Source organism: Chryseobacterium indologenes, assembly GCF_002025665.1.
Taxonomy (GTDB): Bacteria; Bacteroidota; Bacteroidia; order Flavobacteriales; family Weeksellaceae; genus Chryseobacterium; species Chryseobacterium metallicongregator.
Genome location: NZ_CP018786.1, coordinates 3,954,804 through 3,970,402 on the forward strand (window position 1 = coordinate 3,954,804; position 15,599 = coordinate 3,970,402).

12 protein-coding genes are annotated in these 15,599 nt (G+C 37.7%); 7 read left to right on the top strand and 5 right to left on the bottom strand.

Annotated elements, in window-relative coordinates:
• Positions 1-2 precede the first annotated feature (2 nt).
• The 3 genes from BUE84_RS17880 to BUE84_RS17890 are packed head-to-tail and all read left to right on the top strand — an operon-like array spanning position 3 to position 4,692.
• Positions 3-3,155, top strand: a complete 3,153-nt coding sequence (locus tag BUE84_RS17880; protein ID WP_079242874.1) for an efflux RND transporter permease subunit — start codon at positions 3-5, stop codon at positions 3,153-3,155.
• 12 nt (positions 3,156-3,167) lie between these two features.
• Positions 3,168-4,250, top strand: coding sequence for an efflux RND transporter periplasmic adaptor subunit (locus tag BUE84_RS17885; protein ID WP_079242875.1), 1,083 nt, complete (start codon positions 3,168-3,170; stop codon positions 4,248-4,250).
• 10 nt (positions 4,251-4,260) lie between these two features.
• On the top strand, positions 4,261-4,692 hold the full coding sequence (locus BUE84_RS17890; RefSeq protein WP_079243976.1) for a hypothetical protein: 432 nt from the start codon (positions 4,261-4,263) through the stop codon (positions 4,690-4,692).
• Positions 4,693-4,834: 142 nt separating this feature from the next.
• Here the strand turns inward: BUE84_RS17890 and BUE84_RS17895 are convergent, their stop codons facing one another.
• Positions 4,835-5,083 (bottom strand): NifU family protein, encoded by a 249-nt coding sequence (locus BUE84_RS17895; RefSeq protein WP_002977212.1) that lies wholly within the window; start codon positions 5,081-5,083, stop codon positions 4,835-4,837.
• A gap of 47 nt (positions 5,084-5,130) precedes the next feature.
• Entirely contained in the window at positions 5,131-6,237 is a 1,107-nt protein-coding gene (locus BUE84_RS17900; protein WP_079242876.1) for an Mrp/NBP35 family ATP-binding protein, read from the bottom strand.
• Positions 6,238-6,388: 151 nt separating this feature from the next.
• On the opposite strand from BUE84_RS17900, the gene BUE84_RS17905 reads away from it, so the two are divergent.
• A complete protein-coding gene (locus BUE84_RS17905) occupies positions 6,389-6,844 on the top strand; it encodes a hypothetical protein (RefSeq protein ID WP_079242877.1) in 456 nt (151 codons plus the stop codon).
• Positions 6,845-6,979: 135 nt separating this feature from the next.
• Here the strand turns inward: BUE84_RS17905 and BUE84_RS17910 are convergent, their stop codons facing one another.
• Complete coding sequence (locus BUE84_RS17910; RefSeq protein ID WP_079242878.1) at positions 6,980-9,322, bottom strand: TonB-dependent receptor; 2,343 nt, start codon at positions 9,320-9,322, stop codon at positions 6,980-6,982.
• Between the two features lie 92 nt (positions 9,323-9,414).
• Between BUE84_RS17910 and BUE84_RS17915 the strand changes: the two genes are divergently transcribed.
• A complete protein-coding gene (locus BUE84_RS17915) occupies positions 9,415-12,216 on the top strand; it encodes a GH92 family glycosyl hydrolase (RefSeq protein WP_079242879.1) in 2,802 nt (933 codons plus the stop codon).
• A 193-nt stretch (positions 12,217-12,409) separates the two neighbouring features.
• Here BUE84_RS17915 and BUE84_RS17920 read toward each other — a convergent pair whose 3' ends face one another.
• Both BUE84_RS17920 and BUE84_RS17925 read right to left on the bottom strand, forming a co-directional pair.
• Complete coding sequence (locus BUE84_RS17920) at positions 12,410-13,132, bottom strand: phytanoyl-CoA dioxygenase family protein (RefSeq protein WP_079242880.1); 723 nt, start codon at positions 13,130-13,132, stop codon at positions 12,410-12,412.
• A gap of 6 nt (positions 13,133-13,138) precedes the next feature.
• Positions 13,139-14,389 (bottom strand): dicarboxylate/amino acid:cation symporter, encoded by a 1,251-nt coding sequence (locus BUE84_RS17925; protein ID WP_047434424.1) that lies wholly within the window; start codon positions 14,387-14,389, stop codon positions 13,139-13,141.
• Positions 14,390-14,609: 220 nt separating this feature from the next.
• On the opposite strand from BUE84_RS17925, the gene BUE84_RS17930 reads away from it, so the two are divergent.
• Together BUE84_RS17930 and BUE84_RS17935 are read left to right on the top strand one after the other, a co-directional pair.
• The gene (locus BUE84_RS17930) at positions 14,610-15,101 is read left to right on the top strand and encodes a BON domain-containing protein (protein ID WP_079242881.1); all 492 of its coding nucleotides are present in this window, start codon (positions 14,610-14,612) and stop codon (positions 15,099-15,101) included.
• A gap of 6 nt (positions 15,102-15,107) precedes the next feature.
• Complete coding sequence (locus BUE84_RS17935; protein ID WP_076596553.1) at positions 15,108-15,527, top strand: SH3 domain-containing protein; 420 nt, start codon at positions 15,108-15,110, stop codon at positions 15,525-15,527.
• Positions 15,528-15,599 lie beyond the last annotated feature (72 nt).

The following is a 15,599-nucleotide window of genomic DNA, read 5'->3' on the forward strand; positions in this document are numbered from 1 at the left end:
ACATGAATCTTATAAAGTTTGCATTACGCAGACCGATATCTGTAATGGTATTGGTATTGGGGTTGTTGTTTTTCGGAATCAAAGCAGCCAAAGATGTCAAAGTAGATATTCTTCCAGAAATGAATCTTCCTGTAGTATATGTGGCCCATTCTTTCAATGGATATACTCCACAGCAGATGGAAGGCTATTTTACAAAAATGTATGTAAATATGCTTTTGTTTACCAATGGTATTAAAAGTATTGAGTCTAAAAATACTCAGGGACTGACCCTGATGAAAGTGAATTTCTATGAAGGAACTAATATGGGTGAAGCTATTGCACAGATCAATGCACTTTCCACCCGCTCACAGGTATTTTTACCTCCCGGAGCACCTCCTCCGTTTATTATCCGGTTTGATTCTTCTTCACAGCCTGTAGGCCAGCTGGTTTTCAGAAGTCATTCAAAAACCAATAATGAGCTTCAGGATATTGCCAATTTCAATGCACGTCCTTTTCTGATTGCTATTCCGGGGCTTACCACTGCTCCTCCGTTTGGAGGAAGTCCGCGTACGATAGAAATCAATGTAGATCCTGTTAAACTCCGTGCCCATAATATGTCTCCGGAACAGGTTGTAGAAGCTATAAGCCGTAATAATATTACCTCACCTTCAGGAAACGTATATATTGGAGATACAAATTATCTTACTCCGACCAACAATACAGTAAAAAAAGTAGAAGAACTCGGAGACATTCCACTCTTCAAAGAAACAGCAGATAATGTCTATATCCGGGATGTAGCAACAGTAAAAGATGGAGCAGACATTGCAACCGGATATGCACTGATAGATGGAAAACGATCTGTTTACATTAATATTGCTAAGGCCAGTAATGCCTCCACTCTGGAAGTGGTGAATAAACTGAAAAAATCATTGCCGAAAATCCAGAGGAATATGCCGGATGATGTACAGATTTCCTATGAATTTGATCAGTCAGTTTATATTTCAAATGCTTTAAAAAGCTTGGCTGTTGAAGGAATTCTCGGGGCTTTACTTACCGGACTTATGGTGATGCTTTTCCTGAATGACCGCCGTGCAGCACTCATTGTCATTATGACGATTCCAATATCTATTATTTCAGGGGTATTATTTCTGAAACTATTTGGACAATCCATTAATATCATGTCTCTTTCAGGACTTGCATTAGCCATTGGTATTCTGGTAGATGAAAGTACAGTGACTATTGAAAATATTCATCAGCATTTTGCTATGGGTAAAACACGTGCACAGGCGATATGGGATGCCTGTCAGGAGATCGCATTTCCTAAACTCCTGATTATGCTTTGTATTCTGGCGGTATTTGCACCAGCCTTTATGATGAGCGGAATTCCGGGATCATTATTTATGCCTCTGGCTATGGCGATCGGATTTTCTATGATTGTTTCTTTTATCCTCTCACAGACTTTTGTTCCGGTAATGGCCAACTGGATGATGAAACATGATCCTAAAACCTGTGAAAACCATAAACCCAATTGGTTTACCAGCTTTCGTGATCGCTTTACAGGATTTTTATCTTCATTGATGAAACGCAAAAAAATAATTGTAAGCCTGAGTCTTGCATTGGTTGTATGTATTGGAGCAGGTCTTTATCAGATCACGGGAAAAGATGTACTGCCTGCTGTTAATTCACGACAGTTTCAGGTTCGTATAAAAGCTGCGGAAGGAACCCGTATTGAAGTTACAGAAATAAAGGTCAAAAAGTTTCTGGAACACCTGAAAGAAAAGGTAGGAAAAGACAATATTGCTATTTCTTCAGTCTTTATCGGACAACATCCTTCCACCTTTGCAGTGAGTCCTATCTATCTGTACAATGCAGGGCCACATGAGGCTTTGATGCAGGTTGCCTTAAAAAAATTCGATGGTAATTCTGATGAACTTAAAGATGAGCTCCGCAAATATTATAAAGAGAAAATACCGGATCTCCAGATCTCTTTTGAGCCTATTGAACTGACGGAGAAAATTCTGAGTCAGGGAACAAATAATCCGGTAGAGATAAGAGTTTCGGGTATGATGAAAAAAATGAACCGTATGTATGCAGAAAAGCTTTTAACCAAGCTGAAAGAAATTGAATATATGCGTGATCAACAGATTCCTCAATCGATGAGCTATCCTGCCCTGCAGATTAATATAGATAGAACAAGAGCAGCTCAATTGGGACTGGATGCCCAGGATATTGCCAAATCACTGGTAACTGCTACTGCTTCTACCCGCTACACCAACAAAAACTTCTGGGTAGGAGGAATGATGGGAATTGCCTACGATGTGCAGGTACAGACTCCTCAAAATATCCTGAACAGCAAAGAGGAACTAGCCAGTCTTCCTTTATCTAAAAATTCTGACAGACCTGTTTTAGGAGATGTAGCCACCATTACTCCAACAAAAGAATTGGGAGAAAGTTATAACCTGGGAACAATGGGCTATACTACCGTAACCGCCAATATCCATAAAACCGATCTGGAACAGGCTTCTCAAGATGTAAAAAAAGCAATTGAGTCATTGGGTGAACTACCAAAAGGAATCAATATTGAAGTTTCCGGAATGTCACCTGTATTGGACGAAGCGATGAACAGTCTTTCTTCAGGACTGCTTATTGCGGCGGCTGTTATTTTTCTCATGCTGGCTGCAACTTTTCAGTCTTTCAGAGTGTCTCTGGTTATTCTTACTACCGTTCCGTTCGTGGTTGTAGGATCTTTAGCCTTATTAAAAATTACGGGCTCAACCTTAAACCTACAATCGTATATGGGACTTATTATGTCTGTCGGAGTGTCTATTGCCAATGCTGTTCTATTAATCAGTAATGCAGAAACCATCAGAAAATCTACAGGTAATGCTGCAGAAGCAGGTATTGAAGCTGCAAAGCTGCGTATCCGTCCTATTATTATGACCACATTGGCCATGGCTGCCGGAATGCTTCCTATGGCAATAGGTTTTGGGGAAGGCGGAGATCAGGTTTCCCCACTCGGCAGGGCAGTTATTGGAGGACTTATTTTCTCTACGTTTTCTGTTCTGGTCATTCTTCCTCTTGTTTTTGGATGGATGCAAAACAATGCCAGCATTATTTCTCCTTCGCTAGATCCTGAAGATGAGGAAAGTATTCATTATTCTAGTCCCAACCCTTAATTTTTACATTCAATGAAAAATATTTTATATACAGCCGTTATCTTAAGTCTTCTTGCTATTCAGGTTTCCTGCAATCAGGAAAAAGAAACTTCTAAACAGGAAATGAAACCTATGATGATGAACAGCATGGAAACCGTAATCATTAAAAAAAGCAATCCTAAAGTGGAGCTGAAACTTCCAGGGGAGCTGATTCCCGATCAGGAGACAGCATTATTTGCCAAAGTACAGAGCTATGTCAAGAAAATCAATGTAGATATAGGTTCTTATGTAATTACCGGACAGGTTCTTATGATTCTTGAAGCTCCGGAAATACAATCGCAGGCTGCCAGTGCAAAAGCAAAATGGCAGGCACAGGAAGCCATATACACTTCAACAAAATCGAGCTATGAAAGAATGTACAGAGCCAACGAAACGAGAGGAGCTATTGCAAAAGACGCTCTGGATCAGATTACCGCAAGGAAATTGTCTGATCAGGCACAGCTCAACGCTGCAAAGTCGGCATACCACGAATTGCAGGATATCAACCGCTATCTGGTTATCCGCGCTCCTTTCAGCGGGGTCATTACGGAAAGAAATGTAGATTTAGGTGCTTATGTAGGACCTATGGGTGGAACTCCGCTTTTGGTAGTGCAGAATACTTCAAAGCTTCGGCTTAGTTTATCCGTTCCTGAAGCCAATGTTCCTTACCTCAGTGTAGGAGATACTGTTTCATTCAGGGTCAATGCTCTTCCTGAAAAGAGTTTTAAAGCCAGAATATCCAGAAAGTCCGGTTCTTTAGATCTAAAGCTGCGTTCGGAGAAAATAGAGGCTGATTTTATCAATCATTCCAAAGAATTAAAGCCTTTCATGATCGCAGAATCTATGATTCCTTTACAGAATAATGAACCTACATTTTTTATTCCAAGATCGGCTTTGGTGGAAAGCAATATGGGCATTTACATCATTAAAAAAGAAAATGGAAAAGCCCGGTTTATTCCGGTAAAAAAAGGAAGAATCTTCAATGAAACGATTGAAGTCTTCGGTGAGCTGTCTGAAGGAGATGCCATTATTAAGAAGGGAAATGAGGAAATTTTAGAAGGAAGTATAATTAAATAATATTACAATGATAACAACATTCATCAGAAACACATTCATTATTATTTTCAGTGCAGCGGCTTTGTCTGCCTGCACTCAGGAAAAGCCTAAGAAAACCGTTACGGAAAAACCAACCATAGCAGAGCAAATGAAACCTGCGGCTTCCGGAAAGTTTGCAAAAGGTGACAGAGTTCCTAACGAAACGGTATGCATGGTCAATAATGCCTATATGGGTAAAAAACAAATAGAAGTTCCTCATGATGGCAAAATCTATTATGGCTGCTGTGAAATGTGTGTAGAAAGGATTCCCAAGGATAAAACGGCCAGAGAAGCCATAGATCCGTTCAGTGGAAAAACAATAGACAAAGCGGACGCCTATATTGTTATGATCAGTGACGAAGGTGAAGTAGCTTATTTTGAAAATGAAGAGAACTATAAGAGATTCTTAGCACAGCATTCATAGTTATATTTTCCTGATTATTGTTTTTAATAATCAGAACCCTCGCAGGCTTACAATCTGCGAGGGTTTGTTATTATCATTTCTTTCAACAAAAAAAGACAGGCCTTAAAAAAGCCTGTCTTTTAAAAATATCTCAGATATAATTTTACTCTACGTTGATTACCTTTTCGATTTCCGGAGCATGTTGTTTGATTGTATTTTCAACCCCTAGTTTTAAGGTTGAAAAATTCAATGAACACCCGGAACAGTTACCTAAAAGTTTCACAAACACCTGATTATCTTTCACATCAATAAGCTCAATATCACCTCCGTCTTTATTCAAAAACGGTCTGATGCTTTCCAGAGCTTCCATTACTCTTGTTACTGTATCTTCGTGCGTTATGTTTGTTTCCATATTTTTTCAGTTCAATTCGGTTTTTTCAAATTTTATTGAAATTATTATTATTTTGCTTTTGGCGAACATCCTGCCATTGTAGAGATCTTCACAGCCTCAGTAGGAGGAAGACTTTTATTTCTTTCCACTAAGCTTTCCACCATTTTTCTGGCAGTTTCTGTATAGATATCTGCAATTTTAGAGCCTTCCTGAAGCGCAGCCGGTCTTCCAACATCTCCTGCCTCTCTGATGCTTTGGATCAAAGGAATTTCTCCCAATACAGGAATTCCAAGATCTTCAGCTAAATATTGTGCTCCCTGGTTTCCAAAGATATAATATTTATTGTCAGGAAGTTCTTCCGGTGTAAAATACGCCATATTTTCAATTAATCCAAGAACCGGGATGTTAATACTTTCCATCTGGAACATCGCAATCCCTTTTCTTACATCTGCCAGTGCAACATGCTGAGGTGTACTTACAATCACCGCACCTGTTACCGGTACTTCCTGGATAATAGATAAGTGAATATCTCCTGTTCCCGGAGGAAGGTCTATTAATAAGAAATCAAGTTCTCCCCATGCCGCATCTCTGATCATCTGGTTCAAAGCTTTTGAAGCCATAGGACCTCTCCATACTACAGCCTGGTTAGCTCCTGAGAAATATCCTATTGAAAGCATTTTCACGCCATAATTCTCAACAGGTTTCATCATACTCTTTCCATTTACTTCTACAGAAATAGGTTTTTCACCTTCTGTATCAAACATGGTAGGAACTGAAGGACCATAGATATCAGCATCTAATAATCCTACTTTAAAGCCCATTTTAGCTAGTGTCACTGCCATATTTGCAGACACTGTAGATTTCCCTACTCCTCCTTTACCGGAAGCAATAGCGATAATATTTTGAATTCCCGGAATTTGTTTTCCTTTGATCTGACTTTGCTGAATTTCACTAGGCTCCGGAGAAACGATTTTAAGTTTTAAATGAATATCTTCTCCAAACTCACTGGCAAAAGCCTGTTTCATAGCAGCCTCCAGTTTTTTCTTTTCGTGCATTGCAGGCGAATGAGCAGTCATGTCAATATAAACATCGTTACCCATAATCTGAAGATTATTCACCAAATCGTCTACTTCTATTTCTTTAAGGAATTCCTGAACCTTTTCTTTCGTCAACATATAAATATAAATTGTTTACAAATTTACGGATTTTTTCGGTAATTTAGAATCAATAAAATCTATAATATCAGGTGATAAATCAGATCGTTAAAAATTTCTTATTTCTGTTTTTTCATTCTGATACCACAACCAATCCCAGAAAGCAATTGATATGAAAGCCACTTCCTATCCTTCCAAATACGCACAACCAAAAGGAATTTTTACCGTTGGAAAAACGAAATTCAAATGGTATGACCTCGCCAGTGATCCTTTGGAAGTTTCCCAACAAGACATTGATAATGCACAATTGTGTATTGAAAATGCTGAAGAAAATTTTAAAAACATCGATGATCTGGGATTTGTCATCATGCATCGCTGTGGAAAAAACTACCTTCTGTTAGCCTGCACATGGCGAAGTGAAAATGAATTGTGGGAAAGCGTGTATTATGATGGCTCAGGAAAATTTGAAGTATGGAACCGAAACAAAACCCATCTTCCGACTTACTGTGTCTGGGAAATGGGCATTGTATATCATGAATCTCAGTCCTGGAAAAAATTTCTTGGTTCCGGACGGGAAGAAAAAGACAAAGAGGAATATCTCAATGATTTCTTTGAGGGAGAAGTGTAGAAATTTTCTGTATTGTCATTGACTATGTCGAATCTTCGATTTCTGATGAAGGAATAATCTCATAAAAAGAAGAGATTCTTCATTCCACTTCGTTTCATTCAGAATGACATGCATCAGATAATTTAAAGTAGATGATCAATTCGCCCTGTTTTTTTCATCAAATTTCACATTACGGTCAGTTCCTTTTACTTTTTTATTTCCAAAAGTATAGGTTGCTGATACAGTAAGTCTTCGGGCATCGTAATAATTATTGAAAGAATGAGTTCCTGTAGTATAATAAATCTGTCCTAAACTTTTTGACTCTTTAAAAATATCAGAAACCAACACATTGATCTGTAAATTTTTCTCCATGAAATTCATCTTCATTCCGGCAGTCAAATTCCCCAGATACTCCCAATGTACCATTCCAAAATTGGAAGGGAGACGAAACCAGTAATTAAGAATAAACTGAATGGTTTTATTTTTATCGAGTGACAGATTGTTCTGAAGATTGAAATCATAGCCCAGCCCCTTTCTGGAAGCAGCATCTGTAGCAAAAACCTGTGTCTTCATATAAGAAAGATCTGCAGAATAATTGGCTTCCCATTTCTTGAAAAATGTATCAGAATAGTTCAGGGTAATTCCCATACTGTTTTGAGTATAAAAATTGGCAAAAGTACTGATCCTGTTTTCTCCATCAAGATTCACAATCTGTCCAAAACCGTCTAATGTTCTCTGAAAGTATGTTGAAGCAGATAATTTTCCTTTATACACATAAGAGAATTCAAAATTATGGTTAAAAGAAGGCTTCAGAAAAGGATTTCCGGTAAAATAAGAGCTGATGTTGATATACCACCGGTATGGATTGATCGCGCGGAATCCGGGTCTTTCTATTCTTTTGGAATAACTCAGGTTGAAAGTATGATTTTCATTGCTTTTATAACTGATATAAGCCGTTGGAAAAAATTTCCCGTAGGAATTTTCTGTCTGCTGTCCGGAAGTTAAAGAATTTCCATTGACCACTGAATATTCGTAACGTAAACCTGCTTTTGCCGACCATTTTTCACTGAATGCTTTTTCAAAACTGATATAAGCGGCATAATTTTTCTCATTATATTCAAATTCATTGCTTTTCAGAGGATCTGTAATATACTCTCCATTTTTCAGGTTCTGATAAAATATACTGGAATTATTATCAAAATTGGTGAATTTCACCCCAGCTTCTGTCTTTGCAAACTGATAAGGTAATATAAGATCCGCCTGCCCGGAATAAATTTTATAATCCACCATAGAGGGTGATTTTACTACAAATTGATCACCCGAACTCTCTGTAGTGGTAAAATCAATAGTTGTTTCCGGAGTATTGGAAAAATAATTTCCTGTGATACTCAGCTTATTATCCTGTTGCCCGAATTTCAAATCATAATAAGCACTGGCTGTATGTTGTCTTCCTGTAGCTCTATGCTCTGCATCGGTGAGAAGTGTATTGGTATAAATTCCATTCTGGAAATAGTTTGAAGTATTCCTGATATCCATATTGGAGTGTCCAAAGCCAACATCATAAATAAACCCGATATTGGATTTCTTACTCACTTGATAATCCAGACTTAAATTAGCTCCAAGTCCGTCACCAAAATCTCTTCTGTTGTCATTACTTTTAAGACCGTCTGCTCCTTCTATCCAATAGTTTTCATAGGAATGTTTTTCATTTTTATTTTGTCTCAGCTTTAACGAAGAGCGCAGTTTTTCATTCTGATAATTGACCGTTACACTATTTGAATTTCCAGTATACGTTTGTTGCTGAAGACTGGAAGTCAGACTTCCACTCCACCCCAGATTCTGATTTTTCTTTAAAACAATATTGATCAGTCCGCTGTTTCCCTGCGCTTCATATTTTGCAGGAGGTGCTGTAATGACTTCAATTTTTTCTATATTTTCGGATCTGAGACTTTTCAGATAGGTAACAAGCTCTGCATCAGATAAATTCAGAATTCTGTCATTGATCATTACTGCTACTCTACTTTTTCCAACAATGGAAACTCCTGTATTATCATCTACTTTTACCAATGGTGTTGTGGCAAGAGCATCCGCTGCATCCATTCCCTGTGAGGCTACAGAATTGGAAACATTAAACACAAGTCTGTCTGCTTTTCTCTCAATTAGTTTTTTTCTGGCAGTAAGCGTTACCCCTTCGATTTGTTTTTCATTCTTTTTTTCAATAAAAAAGTCATGTTTCACTATTCCGTTAACAGCAATATCTTTATTGGATATTTCAATACCATCCTGAATAAGTCTGATATTATAGTTTCCGTTTTCTAAAAGTTTCAGGGAGTAATTTCCTCTTTCATCCGAAATAGCAGTCTGCTGCTTCCGATTTTTTACTGCAATAACCTCAACGTAAGGAACAGCGTTTCCGGTTTGGGTGATCTTCCCTGTTATACTTTGGGCGAATGCAGCTACGGGCAACAGCATGATCACAGCAAATAATGTCTTCTTCATAAATTATATCGTTTTTAATAAGACAATCGTATCCGCCTTTTGTTACATCTCTTTTACTCTTTTTCAATATCTTCGTCCTTTAAAATCCAAACATGAAAAAAGGGCTTATTGCATTTTCCATCTATATTACTCAGATCATTTCTGCACAGAATTACTCTCAATATGTCAATCCAATGATAGGAACCGGAGGCCATGGCCACACTTTTCCGGGGGCGATTGTCCCTTTTGGAATGGTACAGCTTTCTCCCGACACCAGAATTGATGGAAGCTGGGACGGATGCAGCGGATACCATTATTCAGATTCTGTAATCTATGGCTTTTCTCATACGCATTTAAACGGTACAGGAGTTTCTGATTATGGAGATATTATGCTGATGCCCACCATGGGAAATCCAAGCCTGAGCAGCAAAGACTATTCTTCAAAATTTTCGCATAAAAATGAAAAAGCAACAGCCGGTTTCTATGCTGTCAGATTAGATAAAAATAATATTGATGTTCGCCTCACAACGACAAAAAGAGTTGGTTATCATGAATACACTTTCAACAATGCAGGAAATGCCAATATCATTTTAGACCTCAACCACAGAGATAAACTTCTGGAAGGTGAAGTAAAAATTATTGATGATACAACCATTGAGGTTTTCAGAAGAAGTGAAGCGTGGGCTACCAACCAGTATATCTATGCCAGAATTGAGTTTTCAAAACCTATGAAAATTTCAAAAAAGGAGGTCAATGGAAAAGAAGAAAGCAATCTTTTTACCGGAACAAAGCTCGCCCTGGCATTTTCAGCTAACGTTAAAAAAGGAGAAAAGATCAATGTCAAAGTTTCTGTTTCCCCAACAGGCTATGAAGGAGCAGGAAAGAATATGCTGGCAGAAGGACAATCAAAGGATTTTGAAGCAGTAAAAAAACAGGCAGAAACGAATTGGGATAAAGAACTTTCCAAAATTGAGGTAAAATCTGATGATAAAAATAAATTAGCGGTTTTTTATACTGCACTTTACCATGTTTTTACACAACCGAACATCAATATGGATATTGATGGAAAATACAGAGGCAGAGATAACAAGCTTTATACCGCCAATGGTTTTGATTATTACACCGTATTCTCCCTTTGGGATACCTTCAGAGGAGCTCACCCGCTGATGACTTTAATTGACAGAAAAAGAACTGCCGATTTTATCAATACTTTCATTAAACAATATGAACAGGGAGGAAAACTTCCGGTGTGGGAACTCGCATCCAATGAAACGGAATGTATGATTGGTTATCACTCTGTTTCTGTGATTGCAGATGCTATGGCTAAGGGAATTCAGGGGTTTGATTACGAAAAGGCATTTCAGGCTGCAAAAGGTTCTGCCATGCAGGATATTTTCGGACTAAATGCTTATAAGCAGAATAATTACATCAGCATAGACGACGAACATGAAAGTGTTTCCAAAACAGTAGAATATGCCTATGACGACTGGTGTATTGCTCAGATGGCCAAAATTTTAGGCAAAAAAGAAGAGTATCAGGAGTTCATGAAACGTTCTCAGAATTGGAAAAACCTTTACAATCCAAAAACAGGTTTTATGCAGCCCAGAAAAAACGGAAACTGGTATGAACCTTTTGATCCGAGAGAAGTCAATAACAATTATACGGAAGGAAACTCCTGGCATTATTCTTATTCTGTACAGCAGGACATTCCTGGGCTTATTGCCGCTCACGGCGGAAAAGAAAAATTCGAGCAGTTCATTGATGCCATCTTTATCGCTCCTGATAAAACAACAGGTAGAGAACAGGTAGACATTACAGGATTAATGGGACAATACGCCCAAGGAAATGAACCAAGCCATCATATTGCCTATCTGTACAATTTTGTAGATAAGCCAGAAAAAACAGATGCCAAAATCAAATACATCCTTGATAACTTCTATAAAAATACACCTGACGGGCTAATCGGAAATGAAGACTGCGGCCAGATGAGTGCATGGTATGTTTTAAGCTCCATGGGAATTTATTCTGTCACTCCGGGATTACCGGAATGGGAAACCACTACTCCCTATTTTGATGAAATTAAAATTCATCTTGAAGACGGAACTATAAGAACGATTACCAAAACCACCGGCAGAACTGAACTTAAAAAACTGGGGTTCGAAAATGTAAAACCTGTTAAAGATTTTAAATATTCTGAACAAACTGCTTCTCCCGTAATTGCTGCAGACAGAATTTTTGATTTTTCTACCAAAGTAGAAATCACACCACTGCATCCGAATGACAAGGTGTATTACATGACGATGGATGACAGTGACAGCAATAAAAGAAAGACGTTCTCAACTTATAAAGGACCATTCTCCATCACCAAAACCACTCAGGTAATGGCTTATGCTGAAAGAAACGGCGAAAAAAGTTCTGTAACAACCGCTCATTTCAACAGAAGACCCAATTATTGGGATATTAACATTCTGTCAAAAGTAACTCCACAGTACAGCGCTACCGGAAACCTGACTCTTATTGACGGAATCAGAGGAGATGTTAACTGGAGAAAGGGTGAATGGCATGGTTATCAGGGACAAAATTTTGAAGCTATTATTGATTTTAAATCTCCTCGGAATATAAAATCATTATCTTCCACTTACCTTCAGGACAGCAGAGCCTGGATTCTGATGCCTAAAAAAGTAGAATATTATGCATCCATGAACGGAAAAGATTTTGTCCTTCTGAAAACCGTCGACAATACTATTGATCCTAAGGATGAAAAAGTACAGATCAAAGACTTTTCTACAGAAATTCTTCCTACCGAAGCCCGATATATTAAAGTAAAAGCTTACTATTTCGGAAAACTTCCGGAATGGCATCAGGGAGCAGGTGGTGACGCTTATATCTTTATTGATGAGATTGCTGTGAAATAAGGGAGATGGGAGAAGGAGGTTTCTATTTGACAAATTACTTACTGAAGTCCACTTATTAGAGAATTTAATATTCAAAAATTTAATAAAATAAACGGATTGTCATCTTTATAATTTCAGTAACATCCTTCCTCCAGCGCCCAACTTCCAACCATAAAAAATGCGCCCTTCGAAAATTCGAAGGGCGCATTTTTTATCAATTCATTCTTTCCGACCATTGCAGGACTTCCGGAAGTTCAATATCAGAAAATTCGATGTGGATGACTCTTCTTTTCTTTCCGTTGGTGGTTCGGTTAGAGCCGTGAAGCGTTAAAGGTTTCATCAGCATAATTCCACCTTTTTCTACGTTGCAGATTTCTTCGGTTTCCACATTCCAGTTGATGGTTTCTGGTCTATAAATGCCTTTTGCATGAGATTTGGGAATTACTTTCAATGCTCCGTTATTTTCATCAGTATCATCCAGATGGATTCTGATGGTGTAAATATTTTCCAAAACATTAAGTGGAGGCTGTACTGCAAACTGATTTTGTTTGGTGGTCCAAGGTCCGAAATTTTCCAGTTCCAGCTTTTTATCTACAGAAATTGTCAGATCCTGATGATAGGCCACATACCAGTTGGAGGTTTCAGGTTTATCAAAATAGATGCTTTTAACTACAAAATATTTTGCTCCAAAGATCTCTTTCACCACTTTCCTTATATTTTCATTAAACACAAGGTCTTTGATTTCCGGAACTTCTTTTAAAAACTGTCTGATGGCAAAAAGATCTTCAGACTTTCTAAAGTTTTCTTTTGAAGTATCTATATTGTGCAGAACAACATTGATGTCTTCCAGTTCTTTCTGTGAAAACACATCATTGATAACAGCAAAGCCATATTCTTCAATATGGCTTTTATGATTTTCTAAGTTATGTAAACTCATTGATATTTAAATTTTGTCTAATGGTTCAGTTAACTGCCCTTCCCATTTTGAAACTGCTGTCGTTGCCAGCGTATTTCCAAGTACGTTCGTCATACTTCTACCCATATCACAGAAATGGTCAATTGGTAAAATCAAAGCAATACCTTCCGGTGGGATACCGAACATTGAACATGTTGCTACAATAATTACCAGAGAGGCTCTCGGAACTCCGGCAATTCCTTTTGAAGTAAGCATTAATACCAAAAGCATGGTGATCTGCTGCCCCAGAGTCATTTCGATTCCGTAGATCTGAGCAATAAAGATTGAAGCAAATGTCATGTACATCATACTTCCATCCAGATTGAATGAATATCCTAGAGGTAAGATAAAAGATACTACTCTGCTGTTACATCCGAATTTCTCCAGTTCTTCAACTAATTTAGGGAATACTGCTTCTGAACTTGTAGTAGAGAAAGCGATCAGCAAAGGCTCTTTAATTCTTTTTAAAAGATCAAAAAGACGGTTTCCTAAGATGAAATATCCTACCAATAAAAGGACCAGCCAAAGAACTCCTATAGCAAAGAAGAAGTCTCTTAAATAAATAGCATATACTTTAAAGATTTCAAAACCATTGGTGGCCACTACGGCTGCAATAGCTCCCAATACTCCAAGCGGAGCAAACCACATGATATATCCTACCATTTTAAGGATAGCATGAGCAATAATATCAAATAGCTTTACTACAGGTTTAGCGTATTCTTCTCCTAAATTTGCCAAGGCAACACCAAACATCACCGCAAATACAACGATCTGCAATACTTCGTTGGTAGCGAAGGCTTCAAATAAACTTTTAGGAATCATGTGTTTTACAAAGTCTTCCATAGAAAAACTTTTGCTGCTTTTAAGAAGTTCATCAGCAGAAGCAACATCCTGAATTGGCAATTTTGTAACATGCCCAGGTTCAAGCCAGTTAACAAGGATCAACCCAATGAAAAGAGAAATCAGAGAAGCGGAAATAAACCAAAGCATTGCTTTTGTTCCTACTCTTCCGATCATTTTGATATCACTCATTTTGGCAATTCCCACTACTAATGTCGTAAAAACCAATGGAGCAATAATCATCTGTACCAATCTGATAAAAACCGTTCCCAACAGTTTTATATTCTTGGAAAAAGGTTCTGCACTATCGGGATAGCTTACGTGTACAATACCTCCAATTCCTACTCCCAGAAGAAGTGCAATGATAATTGCTATAAAAAGTTTATTCTGTCCTTTCATATATATAGTTCAATTTGCGCAAATATAATGGTTTTTCAATTGACAGTAGATTTTCTTCTATGAGGCAGAATTTTAGATTAAGTTTTTAATCCCTGAAAATTAAATCCCTGGTTTAGAAAATATTGTAAAAAAATTAAGAAACATTTATTGAATTTTTATTCTTTTGGTACAAATTTTATTATTACATTTGAGTGTATAACAACATTAATAAATATACAATATGAAAAAAACTATTGCAATGGCTGCATTAGCTGTAGCTGTATCTTTCGGTGCTATTTCTTGTAAAAAGAAAGTTTCTGATGCCGACCTTCAGACTCAGGCTACAACTATAGTAACTTCTAATCCCAATGCTTCTGTTGAAGTAAAAGAAGGTGTAGCTCACTTAAGCGGTACTTTCGCAGATCAACAGTCTAAAGACGCAATGATTGCAAAATTAAAAGCAATCAGCGGAGTAAAAGACGTAATGGATATGTCTACTATAGCAGCTGCTCCTACCCCTGCAGCACCAGTAGAAACTGCTTCTGCTGTAGATCCTGCTGTTCAGAAAAAAGTTCAGGATGCGGTGAAGGATTTCCCTTCTGTAAAAGTAGAAGTTGTAAACGGACAGCTTACTCTTACAGGAAATGTTTCCGGCTTGCAGGCTAGAAAAATCAAAGAATCTGTAGATGCTTTGAAAATCGGAAAGTATAACAACAACCTAATCGTAAAATAATTTAAGATGAGCGAATTACAAGATAAATATTCAAGTGTAGTTTCAGCAGCTCAGTCTGCAGGGATCTCCAATCTTCAGGTGCAGGAGCAGGACGGAATTCTTTATGTTTCAGGAAATGCTTCCAATACTGCGGCTAAAGATGCGGTATGGAATGCTCTGGGAGCCATTGATTCTACTTATTCTGCTTCAGATATCAATATTGATGTACAGGTTGCAGGTCTTGCTTCAGGTGCTTCTTTAACAGTTGCTACTGAAGAATCTAATCTTAACATCAGACAGGAACCATCTACTGAAGCTGCCGTTGTAGGTAAAGCTGCGAAAGGTTCTTCTGTGACTCTTATTGAGCAAACTTCTGATGACTGGTGGAAAGTGAAAAATGCTGACGGCCAGGAAGGATATGCTTACTCAAGATATTTAAGAGCATAATTTTTATTAAAAAATAATAAATTTTCACAAAAAAAGCATAGAAACATCCCAATTTTGGGATGTTTTTATATT